This window comes from Arthrobacter sp. 01L42 (assembly GCF_056400005.1).
In genome coordinates this window covers 24,702-49,576 of record NZ_JBFTSL010000021.1, presented here as the reverse complement: position 1 = coordinate 49,576, position 24,875 = coordinate 24,702, and the positions used below count along the sequence as shown (strand labels likewise).

22 protein-coding genes and 2 tRNA genes are annotated in these 24,875 nt (G+C 68.8%); 17 read left to right on the top strand and 7 right to left on the bottom strand.

Annotated features, from left to right (window positions below; translation table 11 throughout):
• The first annotated feature begins 142 nt into the window (after positions 1-142).
• The 3 genes from AC1DN2_RS17525 (at position 143) to AC1DN2_RS17515 (ending at position 2,704) form a co-directional block, all read left to right on the top strand.
• Positions 143-2,260, top strand: a complete 2,118-nt coding sequence (locus AC1DN2_RS17525; protein WP_476851343.1) for a DEAD/DEAH box helicase — start codon at positions 143-145, stop codon at positions 2,258-2,260.
• Between the two features lie 233 nt (positions 2,261-2,493).
• A tRNA-Thr gene (locus AC1DN2_RS17520) sits at positions 2,494-2,565 on the top strand.
• A gap of 62 nt (positions 2,566-2,627) precedes the next feature.
• Positions 2,628-2,704, top strand: a tRNA-Met gene (locus AC1DN2_RS17515).
• 53 nt (positions 2,705-2,757) lie between these two features.
• On the opposite strand, the gene AC1DN2_RS17510 is transcribed toward AC1DN2_RS17515, so the two are convergent.
• Entirely contained in the window at positions 2,758-3,165 is a 408-nt protein-coding gene (locus AC1DN2_RS17510) for a hypothetical protein (RefSeq protein WP_476851342.1), read from the bottom strand.
• Positions 3,166-3,297: 132 nt separating this feature from the next.
• Here AC1DN2_RS17510 and AC1DN2_RS17505 point away from each other — a divergent pair, with 132 nt between their 5' ends.
• The 5 genes from AC1DN2_RS17505 (at position 3,298) to AC1DN2_RS17485 (ending at position 8,641) form a co-directional block, all read left to right on the top strand.
• On the top strand, positions 3,298-3,981 hold the full coding sequence (locus AC1DN2_RS17505) for a response regulator transcription factor (protein ID WP_476851341.1): 684 nt from the start codon (positions 3,298-3,300) through the stop codon (positions 3,979-3,981).
• Positions 3,978-5,381, top strand: a complete 1,404-nt coding sequence (locus AC1DN2_RS17500; protein WP_476851340.1) for a sensor histidine kinase — start codon at positions 3,978-3,980, stop codon at positions 5,379-5,381. The genes AC1DN2_RS17505 and AC1DN2_RS17500 overlap by 4 nt, the downstream gene beginning before the upstream one ends.
• Positions 5,382-5,527: 146 nt before the next feature.
• Complete coding sequence (gene yidC / locus AC1DN2_RS17495) at positions 5,528-6,328, top strand: membrane protein insertase YidC (protein WP_476851339.1); 801 nt, start codon at positions 5,528-5,530, stop codon at positions 6,326-6,328.
• On the top strand, positions 6,325-6,984 hold the full coding sequence (locus tag AC1DN2_RS17490; RefSeq protein ID WP_476851338.1) for an NAD(P)H-binding protein: 660 nt from the start codon (positions 6,325-6,327) through the stop codon (positions 6,982-6,984). Before yidC ends, AC1DN2_RS17490 begins: the two co-directional genes overlap by 4 nt.
• An 85-nt stretch (positions 6,985-7,069) precedes the next feature.
• Positions 7,070-8,641 (top strand): Na+/H+ antiporter, encoded by a 1,572-nt coding sequence (locus tag AC1DN2_RS17485; protein WP_476851337.1) that lies wholly within the window; start codon positions 7,070-7,072, stop codon positions 8,639-8,641.
• Positions 8,642-8,656: 15 nt separating this feature from the next.
• On the opposite strand, the gene AC1DN2_RS17480 is transcribed toward AC1DN2_RS17485, so the two are convergent.
• Entirely contained in the window at positions 8,657-9,835 is a 1,179-nt protein-coding gene (locus tag AC1DN2_RS17480; RefSeq protein WP_476851336.1) for an ROK family transcriptional regulator, read from the bottom strand.
• Positions 9,836-9,938: 103 nt separating this feature from the next.
• Here AC1DN2_RS17480 and AC1DN2_RS17475 point away from each other — a divergent pair, with 103 nt between their 5' ends.
• The 5 genes from AC1DN2_RS17475 (at position 9,939) to AC1DN2_RS17455 (ending at position 14,987) form a co-directional block, all read left to right on the top strand.
• The gene (locus AC1DN2_RS17475) at positions 9,939-11,645 is read left to right on the top strand and encodes a glycoside hydrolase family 13 protein (RefSeq protein ID WP_476851335.1); all 1,707 of its coding nucleotides are present in this window, start codon (positions 9,939-9,941) and stop codon (positions 11,643-11,645) included.
• Complete coding sequence (locus tag AC1DN2_RS17470; RefSeq protein ID WP_476851334.1) at positions 11,642-12,637, top strand: aldo/keto reductase; 996 nt, start codon at positions 11,642-11,644, stop codon at positions 12,635-12,637. The genes AC1DN2_RS17475 and AC1DN2_RS17470 overlap by 4 nt, the downstream gene beginning before the upstream one ends.
• A gap of 164 nt (positions 12,638-12,801) precedes the next feature.
• Positions 12,802-13,665, top strand: a complete 864-nt coding sequence (locus AC1DN2_RS17465; protein WP_223913776.1) for an HpcH/HpaI aldolase/citrate lyase family protein — start codon at positions 12,802-12,804, stop codon at positions 13,663-13,665.
• A gap of 25 nt (positions 13,666-13,690) precedes the next feature.
• On the top strand, positions 13,691-14,635 hold the full coding sequence (locus AC1DN2_RS17460; protein ID WP_476851333.1) for a DUF2797 domain-containing protein: 945 nt from the start codon (positions 13,691-13,693) through the stop codon (positions 14,633-14,635).
• A gap of 127 nt (positions 14,636-14,762) precedes the next feature.
• Positions 14,763-14,987: a DUF3188 domain-containing protein gene (locus AC1DN2_RS17455; RefSeq protein ID WP_476851332.1), complete on the top strand. Its 225-nt coding sequence runs from the start codon at positions 14,763-14,765 to the stop codon at positions 14,985-14,987.
• Here the strand turns inward: AC1DN2_RS17455 and AC1DN2_RS17450 are convergent.
• Both AC1DN2_RS17450 and AC1DN2_RS17445 read right to left on the bottom strand, forming a co-directional pair.
• A complete protein-coding gene (locus tag AC1DN2_RS17450; protein WP_230008290.1) occupies positions 14,977-16,674 on the bottom strand; it encodes a SulP family inorganic anion transporter in 1,698 nt (565 codons plus the stop codon). The genes AC1DN2_RS17455 and AC1DN2_RS17450 overlap by 11 nt on opposite strands.
• The gene (locus AC1DN2_RS17445; protein WP_476851331.1) at positions 16,671-17,084 is read right to left on the bottom strand and encodes an ArsR/SmtB family transcription factor; all 414 of its coding nucleotides are present in this window, start codon (positions 17,082-17,084) and stop codon (positions 16,671-16,673) included. Before AC1DN2_RS17445 ends, AC1DN2_RS17450 begins: the two co-directional genes overlap by 4 nt.
• A 197-nt stretch (positions 17,085-17,281) precedes the next feature.
• On the opposite strand from AC1DN2_RS17445, the gene AC1DN2_RS17440 reads away from it, so the two are divergent.
• Genes AC1DN2_RS17440 through AC1DN2_RS17425 form a run of 4 tightly spaced genes read left to right on the top strand, consistent with a single transcriptional unit; the run spans position 17,282 to position 20,665 of the window.
• Positions 17,282-17,761, top strand: coding sequence for an FAS1-like dehydratase domain-containing protein (locus AC1DN2_RS17440; RefSeq protein WP_476851330.1), 480 nt, complete (start codon positions 17,282-17,284; stop codon positions 17,759-17,761).
• A 2-nt stretch (positions 17,762-17,763) separates the two neighbouring features.
• Positions 17,764-18,201 (top strand): MaoC family dehydratase, encoded by a 438-nt coding sequence (locus AC1DN2_RS17435; RefSeq protein ID WP_223913782.1) that lies wholly within the window; start codon positions 17,764-17,766, stop codon positions 18,199-18,201.
• A 29-nt stretch (positions 18,202-18,230) separates the two neighbouring features.
• Complete coding sequence (locus tag AC1DN2_RS17430; RefSeq protein WP_476851329.1) at positions 18,231-19,541, top strand: MFS transporter; 1,311 nt, start codon at positions 18,231-18,233, stop codon at positions 19,539-19,541.
• A gap of 56 nt (positions 19,542-19,597) precedes the next feature.
• Positions 19,598-20,665 (top strand): UDP-N-acetylmuramate dehydrogenase, encoded by a 1,068-nt coding sequence (locus AC1DN2_RS17425; protein ID WP_476851328.1) that lies wholly within the window; start codon positions 19,598-19,600, stop codon positions 20,663-20,665.
• A 71-nt stretch (positions 20,666-20,736) separates the two neighbouring features.
• Here the strand turns inward: AC1DN2_RS17425 and AC1DN2_RS17420 are convergent, their stop codons facing one another.
• The 3 genes from AC1DN2_RS17420 to AC1DN2_RS17410 all read right to left on the bottom strand — a co-directional run bounded on the left by AC1DN2_RS17420 (position 20,737) and on the right by AC1DN2_RS17410 (position 24,774).
• Positions 20,737-21,273 (bottom strand): hypothetical protein, encoded by a 537-nt coding sequence (locus AC1DN2_RS17420; RefSeq protein WP_476851327.1) that lies wholly within the window; start codon positions 21,271-21,273, stop codon positions 20,737-20,739.
• 166 nt (positions 21,274-21,439) lie between these two features.
• Positions 21,440-21,988, bottom strand: a complete 549-nt coding sequence (locus AC1DN2_RS17415; RefSeq protein ID WP_476851326.1) for a hypothetical protein — start codon at positions 21,986-21,988, stop codon at positions 21,440-21,442.
• Between the two features lie 131 nt (positions 21,989-22,119).
• Positions 22,120-24,774, bottom strand: coding sequence for an alpha/beta fold hydrolase (locus AC1DN2_RS17410; RefSeq protein WP_476851325.1), 2,655 nt, complete (start codon positions 24,772-24,774; stop codon positions 22,120-22,122).
• Between the last annotated feature and the right edge of the window lie 101 nt (positions 24,775-24,875).

Sequence of the window (24,875 nt, the reverse complement as noted above, 5' to 3'; positions counted from 1 at the left end):
CCTGCCACGGGATTGCGAAAGCGCCGGACTTCTATGTGACCCGCCGGTCAACCGTACGCCCGGCAATTCGTGTCACGCGTACTGCGGCTCCGCTCACCTCGGGTTGTGCCGCTTGGCCCCTATGGATGAGGAAATTTCACCTATGCCCGAAAATCAGAACAACTCCGTCGACACCGAACTCGCCACCGAGAACACCCAGGCCGACGTCGAGACTTCTGAAACGGCTGCCCCCGCAGCCGGCTCCGCCCCGGAATTCACCGAGGCTCCTGCGAACGTTGTAGCACCGGCGGCCGAAGCTGCCCCGCAGGCTGACACCAAGACCGAGGCCACTTCCGCCCCGGCCAAGGACGAGGACGCCGAGGAAGAAGGCGTCAAGTTCGTAGACCTCGGCATCGATGGCCGTGTCCTGGCCGCCCTGCAGGACGTCGGCTACGAGAAGCCGTCCCCGATCCAGGCAGCAACCATCCCGCTGCTGCTCGAAGGCCGCGACGTCGTGGGCCTGGCCCAGACGGGTACCGGTAAGACTGCAGCATTCGCAGTACCGGCACTGTCCCGCCTGGCCGAGCTCCACGACCTCAACGGCCCGTCCCGCAAGACCCAGGCCCTGGTGCTGGCCCCCACCCGTGAGCTCGCGCTCCAGGTTGCCGAGGCCTTCACCTCCTACGCCAAGCACATCGACGACTTCACCGTCCTGCCGGTGTACGGCGGCTCCGCCTACGGCCCCCAGCTCGCCGGCCTGCGCCGCGGCGCGCAGGTTGTTGTCGGTACCCCCGGCCGCGTCATCGACCACATCGCCAAGGGTTCCCTGGACCTGTCCGAACTCCAGTACCTCGTGCTGGATGAGGCCGACGAGATGCTCCGCATGGGCTTCGCCGAAGACGTGGAGCAGATCTTCCAGCAGACCCCCGCGGGCCGCCAGGTTGCGCTGTTCTCCGCCACGATGCCGAGCCAGATCCGCCGGCTCTCCAAGCAGTACCTGAACAACCCGGCCGAGGTGCAGGTCAAGTCCAAGACCACCACGGGCGCCAACACCCGCCAGCGCTACCTGCAGGTCATGGGCCCGCACAAGCTCGATGCGCTGACCCGCATCCTCGAGGTCGAGGAGTTCGAGGGCGTCATCGCCTTCGTCCGCACCAAGATGGCCACCGAGGACCTCGCCGACAAGCTGCGCTCGCGCGGCTTCCAGGCTGCCGCCATCAACGGCGACATCCCGCAGCAGCAGCGTGAGCGCACGGTCGAGGCCCTGCGCGACGGCAAGATCGACATCCTGGTCGCCACCGACGTCGCCGCCCGCGGCCTGGACGTCGAGCGTGTCAGCCACGTGGTCAACTACGACATCCCGCACGACACCGAGTCCTACGTCCACCGCATCGGCCGCACCGGCCGCGCAGGCCGTTCCGGCGACGCGATCCTGTTCATGACCCCGCGCGAGAAGTACCTGCTGCGTTCCATCGAGAAGGCAACCCGCCAGCCGGTGGAGCAGATGCACCTGCCCACGGCCGAAACCGTCAACACGCTGCGCCTGGGCAAGTTCGCCGAGCGCATCACGGAGACCCTCGCGTCCGAGGACGTTGCAGCGTTCCGCGACCTGATCTCCTCCTACGAGGAAGAGCACAACGTGCCGGCCTCGGAAATCGCCGCCGCACTGGCCGTCATGGCCCAGGGCGGACAGCCGCTGCTGGTCAAGGAACTGCCGGCAGCGCCCGAGTTCCAGAAGCGCGAGCGCTCCAAGGACGGCTTCGGCTCACGCGGCCCGACCCGCTCCCTGACCGAGGGCAACGCCACCTACCGGATCGCCGTCGGACGCCGCCAGCGCGTCATGCCGGGTTCCATCGTTGGCGCCATCGCCAACGAAGGCGGTATCTCCTCGGCCCAGATCGGCGGCATCGACATCCGCTCGGACCACTCCCTCGTGGAGCTCCCGGCGGACCTGAGCGCCGATCAGCTCAAGGCACTGTCCCGCACCCGGATCGGCGGCGAGCTGATCCACCTGGAGCTCGACAACGGCCGTAAGCCGGCCGGCGACCGCGGCTCCTACCAGGGCAACCGTGGCGGAGACCGTGGCGGCTACTCCGGCGGCAGCGGCAACTTCAAGGGCAACGGCGGCTTCAAGCGCGAATTCCGCAAGGGCGACGGCGAGCGGTCCTCCGCTGACCGTGGCGGCCGCTCCTTCAGCGAGCGTTCCGAGCAGCGCACCTTCGGCGCGGACACCCGCAAGCCCCGCACCGAAGGCGGCTTCAAGCCCCGCAACAAGTGGTAACCACTAGCACCATCTGAGAACGGGCCGGCTCCCTGAGCCGGTCCGTTCTTGTTTAAGCATTCCGGCCCCGTGTTCGCTTCGTCACAGCCGCGGCCGCCGATTGGTCCCGGGAGCCGATCCGGGCCCCCAAAACCGCGCTGGGAGCCCGGATTTCCGCTGTTTCCGGCCAGTCCGGCGTCGTACGGCCGCCGATTTGTTGGTGGGCGAATCTTCCGGTAGAGTATTTACTCGTTGCCCCCCTAGCTCAGTGGTAGAGCGCGTTCTTGGTAAGAACGAGGTCACCGGATCGATTCCGGTGGGGGGCTCTGAATGAGGGCCTGTGTCAAGGCGGTTTTTGACCGGCTTAGCGCAGGTTTTCCTCATTTACGGCGGTGTAGCTCAGTTGGTTAGAGCGCACGACTCATAATCGTGAGGTCGGGAGATCGAGCCTCCCCACCGCTACCAGATAAGACCCCCGGAATCCGCGAGATTCCGGGGGTCTTTCTGTCTCCCCACTGTCAGTCATCGCTTCCCTTGTGCTTGTCGTCGCCGGGCTCGTTTTCGCCGTGTCCGCCGTGGTCGTCGCCCGGTTCGCTGGAGCCGGCAGGTGCCGGGGCGGGAACCGCGGTCCGGTCCTCGCCCGGTTCGCTGGAGCCGGCAGGTGCTGGGGCGGGAACCGCGTCCTCGGTGGCGGAGGGACTCGGCGAGGAGGCCGGGCTGCGGTCCTCGGTTCCGGACGTGCTGCCCGTGGATGTGGGGGAGCCGGAAGCGGCGGTGGTGGCGTTTTGCGGCAGGAGGACGGTATTGGCGGGGTTCGTTGTTCCGGCCGGTGAGCCGTTCAGGGTCTGGGCGTTGACTGCAAGGGCCGCGGATCCGGTGAGCAGGACACCGGCTGCCGTGAGGACGAGGACTGTTTTAGTTTTCATGTCTCCACCCTAGGAATCCGTGGGAAAGGACGGGTCTTGGGGAAATCCAAGAGTTGTCCAAGTTTGCGCCTCCGATCAGCCAATTCACGCGGATTGCGGCAGAATTCGCGGCAGGCAGGAACATAATCAGGTATGCAGATCCTGGTAGTGGAGGATGACGAATCAGTTGCCACCGGAGTCCTTGACGGACTGGGCCGGGCCGGCTTCGAGGCCAGCCACGTCGGAACGGGCGGCCAGGCCCTGGAGGTGGTCCGCGCGTCCAGTCCCGATTTTGTCCTTCTGGACCTGGGGCTGCCGGACATGGACGGCACCGATGTGTGCCGCGCCATTCGGGCGCTGACCTCGATTCCGATCATCGTGGTCAGTGCCCGGGATGAAGAGATTGACCGGGTTCTGGCGCTGGAACTGGGCGCCGATGACTATCTGGTCAAGCCGTTCGGGATGCGGGAACTCATCGCGAGGATCCGGGCGGTGGCGCGCCGCTCCGAAGAACGGCTCCCGGATGGCCGGCCCGGGACGGAGCTCAGCAGGAACATCGGCGGCCTGAGTATTGACCAGCGCTCGCGCCGCGTGCTCCTGGACGGAGCCGAGGTTTATCTGACCGCCAAGGAGTTCGAACTCCTGTATTTCCTGGCCGCCGACCCCGGTGCGGTGTTCGAGCGCAGGGAAATCCTGCGAGCGGTCTGGGACGGCGACTGGTACGGCACCACGAAGACCGTGGATGCCCACATCGCCGGGATCCGCAAAAAGCTCGGTGACCCCCGCTGGATCGAGGCTGTCCGCGGCGTCGGGTTCAGGCTCGGGGTGCCTAGATGAGATGGCGGCTGATCGGCGCCTTCATGCTCATCACGTTGCTGGTGGTCCTGGTCCAGGACATTCCGCTGGGAAACTATCTGGTCCGTGTGGAACGGGAGCGCCTCACCACGTCCCTTGAACGCGACGCTTTTCTCCTGGCCGGCCGGGCCGGCGACGCATTGAAAGCCGGCGGTCCACTGCCTCCGGAAGTCACGGCCGACGTGCGCCGGTACGGAGAGGCGGGCGGGGCCCGTGTGGTGATCGTCGACGCCGTCGGGACGGCCGTGGCGACCTCGGACGACGATCAGGCGGCCACCGGATCGCCCTACAGTTCGCGGCCCGAGATCGCCTCCGCGCTGACCGGTCAGATCAACGCGGGCCAACGGTATTCCCAGACACTGGGCCTGGACCTGCTCTACGTCGCCGTTCCCGTCCTCAGCGGTGAGAAAATTTCCGGCGTCGTCCGGCTGACGTATCCGGCGTCGGTCGTGGCCGAACAGGTGAACGGCCAGCTGCGTACCATCTGGACCGTCGCCGGAACCACGGTACTGCTCGCCGGCATCCTGGCCTACGTCATGGCCGGCGCCGTGACCCGGAGACTCCAGCGGCTGCGGGACGCCACGGAACTGCTCGCCGACGGAAACCTGGATACCCGAACCGACGAAGGGGGCGCCCCCGAGATCAAAGCCCTCGCGGGTTCCTTCAACCGCATGGCGGACCGGATGAAACACTTGCTCGAGCAACAACGCGGCTTCGCTTCCGACGCCTCCCACCAGCTCCGCACCCCGCTGACGGGGCTGCGGCTCAGGCTCGAGAACGCCCACGACACGATCCCCGCCGACCCGGAAGCGGGCCGGACCATGGTGGCCGCCTCGCTGGAGGAGACGTACCGGCTGCAGCGCATCATCGACGGGCTGCTGTTGCTCAGCAAGGCCGAAGGCAGCCCGGCCGTGCCGGTCACCAACGACCTCGTCGAGGCAGCGAAGACCCGCAAGGAACAATGGGAGGCCCTCGCCGAGGAGACCGGTGTGCGCCTGAGCCTGGCCGGCCCGCCGGCGGCAGACATCCTGGTCCTGCCCGGGGCCGCCGAACAAATCATCGACAACCTGATCGACAACGCCCTCGCCGTCGCCCCGCCGGGGTCACTGATCCAGCTCGTGGTCTCCCACGGTGAACAGCCGGGCACCATCGAACTGCACATCCTGGACGAGGGCCCCGGACTTTCCCCGGAAGACTGCGAACGGGCATTTGGCCGCTTCTGGCGCGGCGCCCAGGGCGGCGAGGGCAGCGGCCTCGGCTTGTCCATCGTGCACCAACTGGCCCGGGCCAGCGGGGCAGAAGCAACACTCAGGCCCAGGGCCCCCGGACCCGCGCCGAGCACCACCGGCCTGGACGCCTGCGTGCAATTCAGATCAGCCTAAAAATCAACGCCATCAGCGCAGCGCGGGCACGCCCGGACACCGGCTGAATCGTCTCCTGGTCAGCCGTGTGCCCTCCCGCAACGCGAGCCCGTGACAAGCGGCACTTTTCGCCGTAGCTTTGCAGCAACTGACGGTTGGGGATATCAGTGGACCTTCTTGGCACCATCATGGCGCCGTTCAAATGGCTGGTCTCAGCCATGATGGCGGGCTTCCATGACGGACTCAGCGCCATCGGCATGCCGGCGGCCAGCGGCTGGACGTGGACGCTGTCCATCATCGGGCTGGTGATGGTTATCCGCGCCGCACTGATCCCGGTGTTCCTCAAACAGGTCAACGTCCAGCAGCGCATGAGGCGGTTGCAGCCGGACCTGAAGAAGCTCCAGGACAAATACAAAGGCAAGACCGATCCGCTCTCCCGCCAGGCCATGGCGCAGGAACAGATGGCCCTCTACAAGGCGCACGGCACCAACCCGTTCTCCGCCTGCCTGCCCCTGCTGATCCAGATGCCCTTCTTCTTCGCGCTGTTCCAGATGCTGTCCGGCATCAGCGCCGCGGCCGGCCAGGGCGAAGCCGTCGGGGCCATGAGCCCCGAACAGGTCGCGCAGTTCGACGAGTCCACGATTTTCGGCGCCCCGCTCTCGGCCTCGCTGCTGCACGGCGTCGGCGGCAGCCAGCTCTCGGTGTGGATCCTCTCCATTGCGATGATCCTGGCCATGACGGCCTCGCAGCTCATCACGCAGCGGCAGATCATGGCCAGGAGCTTGTCCGGCGAGGCCGTGGCGACTCCGCTCATGGGCCCGCAAAAGGTGCTGCTGTACAGCCTGCCGGTCGTCTTCGGTGTGGGCGGGATCGTGTTCCCCATCGGCGTCCTGATCTACTGGACCACCACCAACCTGTGGACCATGGGGCAGCAGTTCGCTGTCCGGTGGGACAGAATGGGACCATGACGCGCATCGCAATTATCGGCGGCCACGGCAAGGTGGCTTTGGAACTGTCCAGGATCCTCGCGGCGGAAGGGCACGGGGTGACCTCCTTTATCCGCAACCCGGACCATGCGGCCGACGTCGCGGCCACCGGCGCCACACCGGCGCTGCTGGACGTGGAGAACGCGACGACGGCGCAGATCGCCGGAGCCCTCCGCGGACACGACGCCCTGGTGTGGTCGGCCGGAGCCGGCGGCGGCAGCCCCGAACTGACCTACGCCGTGGACCGCGACGCCGCGATCCGTTCCATGGACGCTGCGGCGGAAGCCGGCGTCAGCAGGTACGTCATGGTGTCCTATTTCGGGGCCAGGCCGGACCACGGAGTCCCCGCGGACAACGGCTTCTTCGCCTACGCCGAAGCCAAGGCCGCGGCGGATGAGTACCTGCGCGGTTCAGGCCTTGACTGGACCGTCCTGGGCCCCGGAACGCTGACCGCGGGACCCGGCAACGGGATGATCGACGTCGACCCCGCCGACACGTCCGACGGCACCGAAACCGCCCGGGCCAACGTCGCCCTGGTGGCGGCGGCGGTCCTCGGGCTGCCGGCCACGATCGGGCGCACCATCGAGTTCCGGGACGGCACGCTCCCGCTCGCGGCAGCGCTGGAAACGTTGGGCTAGCCCAGGACTCTTCCCGATAGGGTGGTGGGGGCGGTCCGCGCATCCACCCGGGATGCCCCGGCCCGCCTCCGGGGAAAGCGGGCACATGGATCAGTTGGCACTCATCGTTGGACTTCTGCTGGCTACGGTGGGCGCTGTCGGTCTCGGAGAGAAGCTGCGGCTGCCCTACCCGGTGCTGATGCTGATCCTGGCCGTTGCCCTGACATTCATCCCCGGCTTCCCGGAGATCCAGATCCCGCCCGAGCTGATCCTGCCCATTTTCCTGCCCCCGCTGCTCTTCGCGACCGCGCAGCGCAGTTCGTGGGCTGTTTTCCGGGTCCGCTGGCGCACGTTGCTGATGCTTGCCGTCGCGCTCGTGGTGGTCTCGACGGCGGTGGTCGCGGGCGCGGCCTGGCTCATGATCCCGGGCATCGGCATACCGGCCGCGATCGCCCTGGGCGCCATGGTGGCCCCGCCCGATCCCGTGGCCGTGGACTCCATCGCCAGCCGGGTCCACATGCCGCGGCGGCTCATCAACGTGCTCCAGAGCGAGGGCCTGTTCAACGACGCCGCCGCCATCGTCATCTTCCAGGCGGCCGTGGCCGCGGCCGTCGCCGGCACCAAGATCGCCTCGGACGTTGTCCTCCAGTTTGTCCTGGGAGCTGCGATCGCGGTGGTTGTGGGGATCGGCATGGGCTGGCTCACGAGCCTGATCACCCGCCTGGTGACCTCCATGGTGGCCCGGAGCGCCGTCACCCTGGTGGTGCCGTTTGCCGCCTACATCCTGGCCGAGGAGGTGCACGCCTCCGGGGTGATCGCCGTCGTCGTCACCGCGCTGGAAATGCAGCGCCACTCCCGGCCCGGGGACGCCGCGGAGAGGGGCACCCGCACCGCGTTCTGGGACGTCGTGGAACTGCTGGTCACCGGCCTGGCGTTCGGGCTAATGGGGCTGGAAGTACGGCAGGTCATCCACGACGAAGGCAGTGCCGTTTTCGGCATGGTCGGGACGGCCGCGGTGGTGTGCGTCCTGGTGTTCGCCGCACGCTTCGCCTGGCTGGCCATGATGTCCGGCCTCTCCCGGGCGAGGAAGGATGTTCTGCGCCCTACTTCGGCCAAGGACGTGCTGATACTCACGTGGTGCGGCATGCGCGGCCTGGCCACCCTGGCGCTGGCCCTGGCTCTTCCGCTGACCGTTGCGGACGGCACGCCGTTCCCGGCCCGCAGCGAGCTGCTGGTGATCGCCTGCGCCGTGCTGCTGGCCACCCTGGTGCTGCCCGGGCTGACGCTGCCGTGGCTCATGCGGGTCCTGAAGGCGTCCGAGGACGGTTCCGAAGAACGCGACGCCGCCCGCGTGTTGGCAAGCCGGGCGCAACAGGCAGCGATCGCGGCCCTGAAGGACAACGAGCTCATGAAGGAGCTGCCGGCGGATAAGGTGGCGCTCGTGAAGGAGAAAATGACCCGGCTGCACGCCGAGCTGCTGGACGGGAGCCTGCGGAATGAAAGCGCGGGGGAGCAGCGTAAGCGTGGCCGGGAACTGGCGATCGCGGTGCAGACGATCGCCCTCGATGCGGCCCGCCGGGAAGTCGTAGCGGCCCGGAACGAGCCGGGCATGGACCCGGAAGTCGCGGACCGTGTGCTGCGGCAGCTGGACCTGCGCACCATGATCATGCCGGACTAAGGCAACGGATCCGGGTCAGCCCCGCGCGGGGAGGGCCAGCTCCAAGGCATTCGCCTCGACGTAGTCCAGGGCGTGCCGGACCGCGCCCGCCGTGACGATCGCGTCGCCCAGGGGTGAGACTGTCACCCGCGGGGGAGTCGCGGTGAAGCGGGGAAGCAGCGCTGTGATGCCGGGCAGGAGCGCCCCGGCGGACTCGGCGACGGCACCGCCGATCACCACCTGCTCGGGGTTGATCAGGCTCGAGATCGAGGCGATGACCCGGGCCATGCGCTCCGAAATCCGGTCCAGGATGGCCAGGGCCGCCGGGTCTCCCGCGGCCGCGTCCGCGAAGACGCGCGGCGCACTGGCAGGGCCGCCCGCGGTGGGTCCGCCGCCTGCCGCCGACCACTGCCGCACCAGGGCGGCGATGCCGTCGCTGGAGCCAACACCCTCCACCATGTCCAGATAGCCCATCTCGCCGGCGGCCCCGCCGCGGCCGTGGAGCAGGCGGCCGGATTCCATCACGCCGGCGCCGAGGCGTTCGCCGGCCAGGAGCACCACCAGATCATCCACGCCCACGCCGGACCCGCGCCAGCGCTCACCGAGCGCAGCCAGGTTGGCGTCGTTCTCCAGGAGCACGGTCCAGCCGTGCAGCTCCTTCAGCGCGGAGCGGAGCCCGACGTCGAACAGGCTCCAAAACCGCTGCGTCACCAGAACGTTGCCGTCGCGGTCCACCGGCGCTGCGATCCCGGCGCCGACGGCCAGGACCCTGCCCGGGTCAGCTCCCGCCGCTTCCAGCGCCTCGCGGCAGGCGAGATCGACGACGCCGATCCGCTCCTGCGCGGGGATGTCCGCCGCGCGGAAGCTCCCGCTGGAACGGCCGATCACCGTGCCGCGGAGGTCGGCCACGGCGGCGGTGGTGGTCGCGGCACCAATGTCCAGGCCCAGCACGAAACCCGCTTCCCGGTTGAAGGCAAAGCGCCGGGCCGGCCGGCCCTTCCGCGGACTGGCAGGGTCTGCCGGCTGGTCCTGCTCCACTATCCAGCCCCGGCCGATCAGGTCCTCGCAGACAGCAATCACCGAGGCCCGGGTCAGCCCGGTCAGGGCCATCAGTTCGGTTCCGGTGGCCACATCGGCGCCACGGATGTGGCGCAGCACGGCCTGGGCGTTGACGCGGCGCAGCAGCTGCGGCGTGGCGGCGGCTGCGTGCGGCATCACTTCTTGACCTCTTCTGTCCCCGGACCCATAATTGTTCAGGCAATATATTTAGCTTGTATCTAAATTACCAGAAGCCCTCCCAGACCCGAAGGAATCTCCTTTGACCAACACCGCCACGCTGGCAACCCTGTCCGGTTCCGATCTCGCCGCCGACCCCAACTGGTGGCGCCAGGCATCGGTGTACCAGATCTACCCGCGGAGCTTTTCGGACTCCAACGGTGACGGCCTGGGCGACATCAAGGGCATCACCGCCAAGGTCCCGTACCTGAAGGAACTCGGGATCGACGCCGTCTGGCTCTCCCCGTTCTACCCCTCGGCGCTCGCCGACGGAGGCTACGACGTCGACGACTACCGCGACGTGGACCCCAAGCTCGGCACCCTGGCGGACTTCGACGAGATGTCCGCCGCGCTGCACGCCGCCGGCATCAAGCTCATCGCCGACATCGTCCCCAACCACTCCTCGAACCGGCACGAGTGGTTCCAGGAGGCCCTGGCCTCCCCGCGCGGCTCCGCCGCCCGCGAGCGCTACATCTTCCGCGACGGCCTCGGCGAAAACGGCGAACTCGCGCCGTCGGACTGGGAATCCGTCTTCGGCGGCCCCGCCTGGGAGCGCATCACCGAGCCCGACGGCACGCCCGGGCAGTGGTACATGCACATCTTCGCCAAGGAACAGCCGGACCTGAACTGGGCCAACCGGGAAATCCGCGACGACTTCCTCAAAACGCTCCGCTTCTGGTCCGACCGCGGCGTGGACGGCTTCCGCGTCGACGTCGCCCACGCGCTGACCAAGGACCTCACCGAGCCGCTGATCTCCAAGGTGGAGCTCAGCGCCGCCAACACCGGAACGGACGGCTTCCCGGACGGCTCGCACCCGTTCTGGGACCGCGATGAAGTCCACGAGATCTACGCCGAATGGCGCGAGGTGTTCAACGAGTACAACCCGCCGCGCACCGCCGTCGCCGAGGCCTGGGTGCACGCCACCCGCCGCGCCCGTTACGCCAGCCCGGAGGGCCTGGGCCAGGCGTTCAACTTCGATCTCCTGCAGGCCGACTTCGCCGCAGGCGAGTTCCGCGAAATCATCGCCCGGAACCTCGCCGAGGCCACCGAGTCCGGTGCCTCCTCCACCTGGGTTTTCTCCAACCACGACGTCGTCCGCCACGCCACCCGCTACGGCCTGCCCCAGGGCGGCGGCAAGCACGCCCAGGGCCAGGACGGCAAGGGCTGGCTGCTGGCCGGCGCCCCCGTCGAGGAGCTCGACGTCGAACTCGGCCTGCGCCGGGCCCGCGCCGCGACCTTGCTGATGCTGGCCCTGCCGGGATCGGCCTACCTGTACCAGGGCGAGGAACTGGGCCTGCAGGAAGTCACGGAGATCCCCGACGCCGAGCGCCAAGACCCCACCTTCTTCCGGAACAAGGGCGTGGAGATCGGCCGCGACGGCTGCCGCGTGCCCCTGCCCTGGGCCCCGGAGGGCACCTCGTTCGGCTTTGGCGCCGGCGGGGCACACCTGCCGCAGCCAGCCTGGTTCAGCCGCTACGCGGTGGCAGCCCAGGACGGCGTGGAAGGGTCCACCCTCGAGCTCTACCGCAAGGCCCTGAAGCTGCGCCGCGAACTGCAGACCTCGGAGGAACTGCAGTGGCAGGAATCCGGCAGCGCCGACGTCCTGCGCTTCAGCCGTCCCGGCGGCTGGCAGACGGTGACCAACTTCGGCGACGCGCCGGTTGACCTGCCGGCCGGCGAGGTGCTGGTCAGCAGCGGCCCGCTGGATGGCGGGCAGCTGCCGGCCAACACCACCGTCTGGCTGCGGTGAGCCCCGCACCGCAGGCTTCGCCCGGCACGCCCGCAGGCGCCGGGAACCTTCCCCAGGAACTCGTCTACGGCTGCATGGGCCTGGGCGGCGACTGGTCGGCCGAGCCGTACTCGTCCGCGCACGTGGACGAGGCGGCCGCGGCCGTCGAAGCCGCCCTGAACGCGGGCATCACGCTGTTCGACCACGCGGACATCTACACCAACGGCAAGGCCGAAGCCGTCTTCGGCGAGGTCCTGGCCCGCACCGCCGGGCTGCGGGAGAAAATCCGGCTGCAGACCAAGTGCGGCATCCGGCTCAACGAGCAGGGCCTGGAGGCCTACTACGACCTCAGCCGGGACGGCATCCTGGAGCGGGTCAACGAAAGCCTGGCCCGGCTCCGGACGGACTACATCGACGTGCTCATGCTGCACCGCCCGGATCCCCTGATGGATCCGGCGGAGGTGGCCTCCGCCGTCGGGCAGCTCATGGCCGAAGGCAAGGTGCGGGCCGTGGGCGTGTCCAACATGTCGGGCCCGCAGATCGAGATGCTGCAGGACCGGCTCGAGGTTCCCGTGGTGGGCAACCAGCTCGAAATGAGCCTGCTGAAACGGGCGTGGCTGGAAAGCACAGTGCTCGTCAACCATGCCGAGGGCACGGACTACAGCTTCCCGCACGGGACCGTCGAGCACTGCGTCCGGAACGGCATCCGTCTGCAGGCATACGGGTCGCTGGCCCGCGGCCTCTACACCGGGGCGCCGGCGGCCGCGCGGACGCCGGCCGAGGAGGCCGCCACCTCCCTCGTGGCCGCCCTGGCCGCCGAGAAGGGGACCACGGGGGAAGCGATCGTGCTCGGCTGGCTCATGAGGCACCCTGCCGGGATTGCGCCCGTGATCGGCACCGCGAACCCGGACCGGATCCTCGCCTGCGCCGGCGCCGCCGAGGCCGCCGCGGCGATGACCCGCGCCGAGTGGTACGGGCTCTGGGTCGCGGCCCGGGGAAGCAACATCCCCTAGCCTGTCCGTCCCACCCAACTGGCCGGCAGCCGAGGCCGTTTTGAGCGCTGAAAACGGCGTCTGCTGCCGGCCAGCTGGGTGTGGACGTGATTTTGGTCGTAATGGTCACCCCTGAGGGCCGGATCGCTTAGCGGCAAGTGCCCCCGGGCGACTAGCGTAGATGCATGACCTCTACCACCACCGCCGAATCACTTCGGCCCCAACGCAACATCCCGGCCGACATCGCCCGCTCCTGGCTGCTGGTTAACGCGATGAAGACCGATCTCTTCGACCAGTCCGCCGTCTCCCGGGCCGATGCGATCATCCTCGACATCGAAGACGCGGTGGACCCCTCGCAGAAGGACGCCGCCCGCGCCAACGTCGTGAACTGGCTGACAGCCGGCGGCAGCGCGTGGGTCCGGATCAACGACGCCACCAGCCCGTTCTGGGCTGACGACCTCGCCGGCCTGCGCGGCACCCCCGGCCTGCTGGGCATCATGCTGGCCAAAACCGAATCGGCCGACCAGGTCACGGAGAGCTTCCACCGGATGGACGGCAAGACCCCGGTGATCCCCCTGGTCGAGTCCGCCGTCGGCATCGAGGAAGCCAACAACATCGCCAAGGCCCAGGGCGCCTTCCGCCTGGCCTTCGGCTCGGGCGACTTCCGCCGCGACACCGGCATGGCGGCCACCGCGGAAGCCATGGCCTACCCCCGTGCCAAGCTCGTTGTGGCCAGCCGCGTGGGCAACCTCCCCGGCCCCATCGACGGCCCCACCGTCGGCACCAACCACCCGATCCTGCGCGAACAGACCGGCATCACGGTGATGATGGGGATGACCGGGAAGCTCTGCCTCGCAATCGACCAGACGCCGGTCATCAACGAGGTCATCAGCCCCACCCCGTCCGACGTCGCCTGGGCCACCGACTTCATGGCCGACTTCGAAGCCAACGGCCGCGTCATCCGGGACGGCTCCGACCTGCCGCGCCTGGGCCGGGCCGAGAAGATCATGAAGCTCGCGGTAGCCTTTGGCGTGCAGCCGGCCCTGTAGCCGCCACACCACTCGAGGAGACCCCGTGACCGATGCCCGCTATCTGGTGCACGGGGTCTTTTGGGACGCTCCGGGGCCCGGGCCCGCCGCAGCGTCCGGCGGCAGGCCGCCGGCGATGCGCCTGCAGGACCCTGGCGGCGCCCTCACCGCAGTGACGATCGACGCCGGCACCCGCCTCGGTTTCCGGCTCGCCGCCCCGGGGAAACAGTGCCTTGGGCATCACTTGGTGCACGGACCCGCGGACCGGGACCACGTCCTGTGCCCGGACCGGGCTCCCGCCGCCAGGGGCAGCCAGTGCGGGCGGTGCTTCGTCCTGGATGAATTCCGGCTGATCCATGACTTCCACCGCGGCGGCCGGGTCCCGCCGGGCCTGCGCGCGTACCTGATGCAGCCGCACTGGCTCTACGTCGCCACCTTCGCCAACGGGGCCAGCAAGGTCGGCACCGCGTCCCACCGGCGCAAATGGAACCGGCTCGCCGAGCAGGGCGCCGTCGTCGCCCGGTACGTCGCCCGTGCCGAGGACGGCCGCGTGGTCCGCCTCCTTGAAGACATGATCACGCGCGAGGCCGGGCTGCCGCAGCAGGTCCGCGCTGCCGCCAAGGCCGCTGCGCTGCTCGCCCCGGCAGCCGCCGTCGACCTCGACGCCCTGAACGGACGGCTGGCAGGGGAGGCCCGGACCCTGATTGCCGGTGCCGGCGGGGAGGGCTTCGCGGTGGTGGATGAGCGGTGGGCCCGGCCGGAACTCTCCGCGAAGGCCTGCGCCCCGGCCGCCCGGCATGCTTATCCGCACGACCTGGCGGCCGGAGCGCACGGGTTCCGGATCGACGCGCTGAGCGGCAGCATTGCCCTCGCGGCGCTGGATGGCAGCGGACTGGAATTCGTGGTGAACCTGGGCCAGCTCAAGGCCCGGGTGATCGAACTCGGTGACCACGGCTCGGATGTCCCGGCCGTGCAGGAAGCCTTGTTCTGACGCTGGAATTGCCTCGCGACGCGCAAATTACCGGGCGCGCCCGTTTCCCGCGTCGGCAGGCAATTTGAGTGTCGCCAGGAATTTTGCGGCTCGCGGTGTCGTCCGGCCGTCCCGGTAGACTGGCACGGTGCTGAATGAATTCTGGGCCACCGCGTCAACCACCTACAAGGTGATCGTCTTCAGCGCCATGGGCCTGATCGCCCTCGGCATCATCCTCAGCGTGGTAGGCAACAGCACCGGCAACCAGCCCCTTGCCCTCGCCCCACTGGCAGTGATCGGACTCGGCCTGGTCCTGCACATTGCCGGGCTTGTGGTCCGCGGCCAGGCGATCCGGAAAAACCTCAAGCGCTAGCGGCCGCGTTCCGCACCACATGGCTCCGGGCATGCTCCACCGCGTCCGGGAGGGATGTGAACAGGTGCTTGTGATGCCGCAGTGAGCGGATGACCCCCACATTGGTCACGAGCTCCAGATGCTGCGGCTGGACCCCCTTCAGCAGGACCGTGACCCCGCGCAGCTCCAGCGCGGAGACCACCTCAACGAGCATGTGGGCGCCCGTGGCGTCCAGCATCCGCAGCTGGGAGAGCCGGATGACGGCCACCTGGATGTCCCTGACCTGGCTGATCTCCTGCAGGACCCGCTCCGCTGCACCGAAGAACATGGCCCCGTCCAGCCGGAAGATGGCGATGTGCTCGTCGCCCGGAACAGGCGGCCCCGGGATGTCCTCGCGCCGGACCCCGCTCAGGGAAGCGAATGTCCGCAGCGTGAACACGGCGGCCGCGGCGAGTCCGATCTGGATGGCCACAATGAGGTCGAAGGCGACGGTAATGAGGGCGGTGACCACGAAGACCGCGGCGTCGGCCCGGGTGGAGCGCAGGATCGCCGTCACGGTGTGCCGCGAGACCATGCGGACGGCCGTGACCATGAGGATGCCGGCCAGCGCCGCCAGCGGGATCCTGCCGACAAGCCCCGCCGCCAGGTAGATGATGGCCAGCAGCACCAGGGCGTGCACCACCGCGGAGAGCCGGGTCTTGGCCCCGGAACGGACGTTCACGGCGGTCCGGGCGATCGCGCCCGTGGCTGGCATGCCGCCGAAGAACCCGGCAGCGATCGAGGCCAGCCCCTGGCCGGTGAGCTCCCGGTCCGGGCTGTACGCGCCGGACGGACGGCCGTCGGGGCCGACCATGCCGGCGGCCACCCGGGCCGAGAGCAGGGATTCGATGGCGGCGAGCGTCGCGATGGACACGGCCGGCATCAGCAGGCCTCCCAGCGCGGCCGGATCGACAGAGGGCATCGAGGGCGCCGGCAGGGAGTGCGGAAGCGCGCCGATCCGCGGTATGTCCAGCGCCAGCATCTCCGCCGCCGCGGTGGTGAGCAGCACCGCGATCAGGCTCGCGGGCAGGGCCTTGTTCAGCCTGGGCAGCAGGTACATCACGGCCGCGACGCAGGCCACCACCGCGAGCGTCTCCAGCACGGTCGGCATGGTGGCCTGCGACGCGCTCTCGACGGCGGCCAGGAGGGTGTTGTGGCCCGGCGTTCCCTCGGTGCCCGTGGCCAAGGGAACCTGCTGGAGGAAAATGATGGCGGCGATGCCGAGCGTGAAACCCTCCACGACCGGCCACGGGATGAACGCGACGGCCCGGCCCAGCCCGCTGGCGCCCAGGACCACGACCAGCAGCCCGGCCAGTACAGAGACCAGGGCAATGCTGCCGACGCCGTGGACGGCGACCACCGGGGCCAGGACCACCACCATGGCGCCGGTCGGGCCGGAGACCTGGACGTTGGATCCGCCCATGACGGCGGCGACAAGTCCTGCCACCACCGCGGTGATGAGTCCGGCCTCCGCCCCGACCCCGGAACTGACCCCGAAGGCCAGGGCCAGGGGGAGCGCCACAATGCCCACCGTGATGCCGGCGAACAGATCCGTCTTCCAGGCGGACCTCAAGAGCTCGTAGTCGCGGCGGGACGGCACAAACCGGGCGAAGCGTCCCCGGGCCGTGGCAGATGTCGTCGCCGGGTCTGCTGCCTGGGCCGCGCTCACGTTGCCGCGGCGTCGAGGTGGCCGGTACTGTCGGCGTCGCCCGCGCGGTCGAGGTGGCCTGCCGGCAGCTCCTGCGCTATCCGGAGCTGTTCGCTGGAACCGGCCAGGGTGTCCAGCAGGAAGACCCGGGCGATCGCGAGCAGCTCCTTGATCTTGGGATGAGCCAGCCGGTAGGTCACGACATTCGCCGTCCGGACCGACGTCACCACACCGTGCCGGCGCAGCGTGCCCAGATGCTGGGACAGGTGCGAGGGCTCCAGCCCCGTCTCGGCGAGCAGGTAACTGACCGGCGCCGTATTGTCGGGCGCGGCCGCCAGAAGCTCGAGGATCCGGATTCGGGCCGGGTGCGCCAGGGCTTTGAACAGGTTGGCCTTGATTTCATACAGGGGGGTCTGCGCGGCGGAGATCATGGCGGGGAAACACTTTCTCGCATCCGTTCGCGGCCGGGGTCCGGCGGCGCCCTCGGCGATTCGGATTGATGGATTGATGTTTTCATCATATCGCGCCGGTCAAGACCCGCCGGAGCGCCCGTCAGTGCCCGTCCGGTCCCCGGCGCGCACCCTGTCACGAAGCCGGGCGGCTCCGGGCGTGGCGATAGGCTGGAACCATGACTATCAATCCGGACCTGCAGGGGCGCAGCTACCCTGCCGCAGAGGTGTATGACGTCGGCCGCGAGAAGATCCGCGAGTTCGCGCGCGCGGTCAAGGCCACCCACCCTGCCCACTTCGATGTTGCCGCCGCCGAGGCGCTGGGTCACAGCGACCTCGTGGCGCCGCCGACCTTCGCCATTATCGTCGCGCAGCGCGCCGACGCGCAGCTGATCGAGGATCCGGAATCCGGGATCGACTTCTCCCGCGTGGTCCACGCCGACCAGCGGTTCACGCACCACCGCCCGATCGTCGCGGGCGACCGGTTGGTCGCCGAACTGCACGTCGACGGCGTCCGCGCCATGGGCGGCGGAGCCATGATCACCACCCGCTCGGAAATCTTCGCCCTTGCCCCCGGCGATGCCACCGGCGCCGCCGGCGTCCGCAAGCCGGTCGCCACCACCACCTCGTCCATCCTGGTCCGCGGAGAGGGACAGTAGCCATGAGCATCGACATCGCAGCACTCACGGTCGGCCAGGACATTGGCAGCCGCAGCATTACCGTCACCCGCACCGACCTCGTCAAGTACGCCGGCGCATCCGGTGACTTCAACCCGATCCACTGGAACGAGGCCTTCGCCACCGGCGTCGGCCTGCCGGGCGTGATCGCCCACGGAATGTTCACCATGGGCGCGGCCGTCCAGCTCGTGACCGACTGGGCCGGCGATCCCGCCGCCGTCGTCGACTTCCAGACCCGCTTCACCAAGCCGGTTCCCGTCGCCGACACGACGGGGACACCGGAGGCCGGTGCCGTGATCGAGGTCAGCGGGGCCATCGGGGCCCTCGACGCCGACGCCGGCACCGCCCGCGTCGACCTCACGGTCGTCTCGGCCGCCCAGAAGGTCCTCGTCAAGGCCCAGGCCGTCGTCAGGGTGGCCTAGCCCGTGGCGTTGCTGTGAATCTGGCTGCTGTGAGCAAGGAAGTCTTCGTCCCGCCCGCCGAGATCACGCACTGGCGAAACGCCGTGGTGGTGGCCTACGCCGCGAGCGGAGTCGCTTTTTCCACCTGGGTGTCCCGGCTGCCGGCCATCCGCGACGGTCTGGACCTGACCCCGGGCACGATCGGGCTGCTCCTGCTCTGCATGACGGCGGGATCCTTCGTGTCCGTGTCCGCCTCGGGCCTGATTGTTCTTCGCCTTGGCTCCAAGCGCACCATCCGGATCGGCAGCATCATGGTCGGATTCGGGCTGGCGCTGGCAGGCTTCGGCACCTCAATGCTCGCCAGCCCGGTGGCGGTTGCCGCGGGTCTGGCAATCATCGGGCTGGGCACCGCCAGCTGGAACACCGCGTCCAATGTCGAAGGGGCGGCGGTGGAACGCGCCGTCCGGCGGCACATCATGCCCCGGCTGCACGGCTCCTTCAGCCTGGGCACTGTTGCGGGCGCCGGGCTGGGCGCCTGGGCTGCCGCCGCCGGGATCCCGGTCTTCCTGCACCTGGCCGTGGTGGGCCTGCTGGTGGCCGGCTCGGTGACCACCGCGGCGGCCTGGTTCCGGGCGGACATCACGCCCCTCGAGGCGGAGCGGCCGTTCAAGGCGTCCGGGACAGACACCTTCGAGGATCCTTCCACCGGTCCCATCCCGATCGTCCGGCAGACGGACGCGGTCCCGGAGCCGCCGCTGGACAACAAACGCCTCATTGCCCAGGCCTGGCGTGACAGGCGCACCCTGCTGCTGGGCGTGCTGGTCCTCGGGCTGGCCCTGGCCGAAGGAGCGGCGGGGGACTGGGTGGCGCTGGCGCTGGCCGACGGCCACGGCCAGACCGACGCCGCCGGAGCCGCCGGGTACGGGCTGTTTGTCACCTTCATGACCATCGGCCGCTTCGCCGGCACCCTGGTCCTGGACCGCTTCGGCCGGGTCCCGGTGATGCGCTGGTGCGCCGCGCTGGCGGTTCTGGGCCTCGGCCTGTTCGTCTTCGCACCGGTACCGTGGCTGGCCTACGTGGCCCTGGCCATCTGGGGACTCGGCGCGTCCCTGGGCTTCCCGGTCGGCATGTCCGCCGCGGCCGACGATCCCGTCAAGGCCGCCGCGCGGGTGTCCGTGGTGTCCACGATCGGCTACGGAGCGTTCCTGTGCGGGCCGCCGCTGCTGGGTCTGCTGGCCGAGCACGTCGGCATTCTCCACTCGCTGCTGGGCGTCATGGTGATGCTGATCGTCAGTTTCCTGCTCTCCCCGGTGGCCCGCAAACTCCCCGCGCCCGTGCCCGTGCCGGGACAGTCCAGCTAGCCAGGGGCGGCCAGTACCGGCTTAGCCGGGCGGATGATCCCGGCTAGGCTGGTCAGGTGACCCAGATCCAGCTCTCCGCCCTGACCACCTCCGCCGTCGGCGGCCCCGCCGGCCGCTATGTCGAGGCCCGCACCGAGGCCGAGATCATCGACGCCGTGCGCACCGCGGACGCCGCCGGCCAGTCCCTGCTGATCATCGGCGGCGGCTCCAACCTGTTGGTGTCCGACGCCGGGTTCCCCGGCACTGTGCTGAAGATCGCCTCGGAGGGGTTCACCGTCGACGCCGAGGACTCCTGCGGCGGCGTGGCGGTGGTGGTCCAGGCCGGCCACAACTGGGACGCTTTCGTTGAACACGCCGTGAAGCATGCCTGGTCCGGCGTCGAAGCACTCTCCGGGATCCCCGGTGCCACGGGCGCCACCCCCGTGCAGAACGTCGGCGCCTACGGGGCCGACGTCTCCCAGACGATCGCCGTCGTGCGCACCTGGGACCGGGAACGCAAGGCGGTGAAGACCTTCACGAATTCCGAACTCAAGTTCGGCTACCGGGACTCCATCCTTAAGCAGACCACCGTCAACGGCTCACCGCGCTATGTGGTGCTCACCGTGGAGTTCCAGCTCCCGCTCGGCCGGAAGAGCGCCCCGGTCCGCTACGCCGAACTCGCCCGGGTGCTCGGCGTCGAGCAGGGCCAGCGCGCCTACTCCACCGACGTCCGGCGCGAGGTGCTGCGGCTCCGGGCGTCCAGGGGCATGGTCTGGGACGCGGACGACCGTGACACCTACTCCACGGGATCCTTTTTCACGAACCCGATCGTGGCCGAGGACGTCGCGGCACGGCTGCCGCAGGAGGCCCCGCGGTACCCCGCCGGTGCGGACGGGCTGACCAAGCTCTCGGCGGCGTGGCTGATCGACCAGGCCGGGTTCGCCAAGGGCTTCGGTCTGGACCCGGACAGCGTCTCGGGCGGCCGGGCCTCGCTGTCCACCAAGCACACCCTTGCCATCACCAACCGGGGAGGGGCGAGCGCGGCGGACATGCTGGCCGTCGCGCGCGAGGTCCGCCACGGCGTCTACGAACGTTTCGGCATTGAACTGCACCCGGAGCCGCTGCTGATCGGCGTCGATCTTTAGGGAAAGTCCGGCCCAGGGGAAGGGCCGCCGCCCGGGCACGGCCGGGGGCAGCGCCGGCCCGGGCGCCCCCGCTACGGTTCCGTGTGGCGGGGTGCCACCTTGCTGAAAAGCATGAAGGTGAAACCGGAGGCCGCGGCCCCGAGCAGGAAGACCTGGCAGAACGCCACGGACTGGACGCTGGGCCCGCTTTGCAGCACCAGTCCGGCGCACGCAAACGCCACGGCGCCGGCGAGGAACGCCAGGGAGCCGAGCAGGAAGGCTTGCACGGTGGCCGGAAATTCGCCGCCATAGTCGAGCTGGAGCTCCCGGCCCTGCGGGGCGATGCTTCCGTGCTTCACAGCCGCCTGCACCCGTGCCTGAGACTGTGACTGAGACCGTGACCGTGCCCGCGGCTGCAACGCCGCGGCCGTGACGAAGCTGGCCACGGACACCGCCATGGACGAGGCGGCCACCAGCTGCAGGGTGCTCATCATGGGCGAGAGCCGGGTACCGCTGGCGATGGCGACGGCGAGCCCGGCAGCCATGCCGGCGGCGCTGGACGCCCAGCCCAGCAGGGCCAGCTTCCGGCACAGGGGCCGCAGCAGCGGCCACACCTCACTCATAGTCATGATTCAAGGGTAGGGAAGCCTGCTGGATGGCGGCTGGGAACAGCCCGGCAACCTCCCGGGCAGCCACGTAGGCGGAGCACCAACCGGAGCCACGTCCACCCCCAGCGCCCGGCTGGGCGACCTCCGCGGGCCCACACTGTTGGCGAAGCTAGCTTCGGCTTGGCTGTTAACCGCCGGCTGCCCCTTCAAACACGTGCGGCGCAAACCGTTCCGTCAGAACGGCAAGCGGGGTTTTTGTGGCCGTTAGCCGCATGACGTAGGTGCGGCCTGGGACCCGGGACGCGGGAGTTAGTTGGGGCCCCAGCCGGGCGGCGCGGGAGCCGGCCGGGATCAGGCCCCAGGTGCAGAGTTCCCTGGTGACCTGCACACCGTGGTCGCGGAGCAACCGTCCGATCGGCTGGTCGGTCGACGCCAGCGCCTCGGCGACCGGCTGCGGTATCCCGCCAAGCCTGGCGAGTACTTCAGCGGATCCATGGACCCTTCCATCCGTTCCCACGAGCAGCACTTCGCGCACGAGGAGCGTCTCACCGACCATCATTGCCAAATGGCGGTGGGCGGTCGCGATGTAATCCCCGGTGCTGCTTCGGTCTACGTCGTAATGCAAGGAGCTTGCGCGGAAGAGGTCGTCGGAACCGGGTACGGCCAGGCTCCAGTGCCCGGCAACCTCGACCGTGATCGTGTCGCCCGTCAGGATTTCGAGGGACGTGGTTGTCAAACCGTCACCTCGGAGGACGAGTTGTTCGACCCGCCCCAGCCCTGGGAAATCATCCGTGGCGCCGTCCTCCCTAATGGGTGGCCGGCTTCGCGGCGAGCGGCGGTGGGCGCGGGAGAGCTGGATGGGCCGGGTCATTGCGCCACCCGGTCGAGCTCCGACTGCACGAGCCGGGCCAGAGCTGTTGCGTGGGGTTCACGCAACAGCGAGCTGTGTTCACTCGGGATCTTAAAGAACTCATGGGGGCCCGTGAGTAAACGGTTCCAATCCTCCGGCCCGTCCGGGTTTTCGTCAGCGCGCACAAGGAATACCCGGCCGTCGTACGGCATGACTTGATGGCGCCTCAATGTGAGTCGCTCATGGTCGAAGAACGCATCGAATTGACGCTGCCCGGCGAATGGAATCACACCCGCAAGGCGCGCCCGTGCCTGTCGGCTCCACGCCTGCACGGCAGGCAGCCCGTCCGGCAGGATCCGGCGACCCTGCTCGTGGAGTGCCTGGCGAACCCTCCGGATCGGAGTGGAAGCGGCGGGCCGTTCAGCCATCGGCTCGAAGGTGAATTGGGCTTGCGCTGCCGGACTGCGCGGCAGATACGTGTCGAGCAGGCCCACGACTTCGACTGGTTGGCCGGCTTCGGCCAGGAGCCGTGCGATCTCGAGCGCGACGAGACCGCCGAAGGAGTGCCCCAAAAGGAGATACGGGCCGTGTGGTTGCACAATGCGGATAATCTCAAGAAACCGCCGCGCAGCCCCTTCCACCGTACGGTCAGGCAATGCGCGCCTTTCCAGACCATGGGCCTGGAAAGCATACACAGGGCGGTCGGGAAAATGGCGGGAGAGGGGGAGGAAAGTCAGTGCCAATGCACCGGAACCGGCGAAGCAGAACAAGGGCGTCCGGGCGCCGCCGGACTGCAGGGTTACCACGTCCGGATGGCTTGGCAGGGCCGCGGAACCAAGCTTCACGCGCCGGGTGAACTCGCGAAGGGTAGGGGACGCGATCAGGTCTGACGAGACCATGCTGACGCCAAAGCGTTCCTCCACGATAGTGAACAGCTCCTCGGCAGAGAGCGAGTCGCCGCCGAGGGACATGAAGTCTTGGTCCAGGCCGATAACCTCCAGCCCGAGAACCTCCGACCAAATGTCCGCGACCACCAGCTCCCACTGGTTCATGGGTTCAGACACTGCCGGAAGGGCGGGGGCGGCAACGTCGGGCAACTGGGCGCGGTCGACCTTGCCGCGCTCGTTGCGGGGAAGTGCGGACAGCTGCACGATGTCAGCAGGGACCATGTATTCGGGGAGCCGTGCTCGCAGGCTGCGACGCAGCGCCGCAGGCGAAGGCGGGCGGAGGCCAGGCTGCGAAACCACGTAGGCGATCAAGCGCGTGGGTGCGGGAGGGTTGACCACAGGCAGGACCACCACCTCGGCGATCCCGTTTGTTGCGAGGAAGGCTGCCTCGACCTCGCCGGGCTCAACCAGATAACCGCGCACCTTGACCGCGGCATCCGCGCGACCCAGCAGGATCAGGTTGCCACGTTCGTCAAACCGTCCCAAGTCACCCTGGCGGCATACTCGGCGACCATCCTCAGCTACGCTGAATCGTGCTTCGTTCGCGGCCTCGTCGCGCCAGTAGCCGCCGGAGAGGTAATTCGAAATCGTAAGGATCTCGCCGGACTCGCCTTGGGGCGCCGGACTGCCGTCTTCCCGGTGTATGGGCACGTCCCGGTTGGCGACAGGTCGTCCCGCAGGGATCGTTCCTTCGGGCACAGGAGCGCCCCCAGGGATCTCGTGCAGGGCCAGGACGCCGACCTCCGAGGAACCGGACCAGTTGAAGAATGAGGCGCTCGCGGGTAGGTGCGGGCGGATCGCCTCGACATCGCGTCCATGCACGGCCTCGCCAACCGTTGCCACCAGGCGCAACGAAGTCAGCACTTTGTCTGGCGCTAGAGCGCTCGCGAGCGAGCGGAGCAGATGAGGGGTGCAGTGCAGCGTTGACAGGCGCTGTTCATCGATCCAAGAAACGAGGCCCCGCACCCCGCCGTCCCTCGGGTCGAAGCTCCACACCCCGGCCCCGTTCAGGAGGGCGCCGAAGAGGAGCGAGAGCCCAGCTGCAAAACCGTAGGGCAGAACCAGCGCAACGCGGTCCTCCGGGCCGATCCGAAAACGCTGGCCGTGGGCGAAGGCATCATTCAGCAGCTGGTCGTGGGTCTGCAACACACCTTTCGGTCTGCCGCTCGACCCCGATGTGAACACGATTGAGACCGCGTCACCACCGCGGCGGGCCAGACCCTCCGCCAGCGGCGGACCGTCCACCTCGGCGGCGCCTCCCGGGAGCACAGATTGGGCAATCAACTCGTCAAGCCGGATGGAGTTCGTAAGGCTTACTCCCAGCTTGGCGGCGGCGGCCTCGCCGGTCTCGTCGACAAGGTATGTTGTGATTCCCGCGAGGGTGCTGATGTCATGGAGCCGCTCGGCGGGAAGATGGGAATCGAGCGCGACGGCGATGCATCCGGCTTTCATGATGCCGAGAAAGCCGAGCAACGCGGGCGCGGTGTGACCCAGAAACGCCCCGATCGGTGCTTCGCCGACTGGGAGCTCCTCCAACAGCCTGGCGGCGATGATGTCGCTGAGCACGTCGGCTTCCCGGTACGTGTAGCTGACGCCGGGAGACTGGAGTGCCGGCCGGTCGGGCAGGGCACGGGCCACGTCGGTCCAACGGTCGAGGAGCGAGTTAGTGCTTCCGGGCATAATGAGTTGCTCAAGAATCCCTGTTGCCCCACTGATTGACGGCATGCGCTCTATTCCTTCGCGTAGACAGGTGTAACTTCTGTAACACTAGGTCAACAGCACTTTTTCCGTCTAGGGTTCCCGCCGACTTGGTCCGTCCCCGGTCC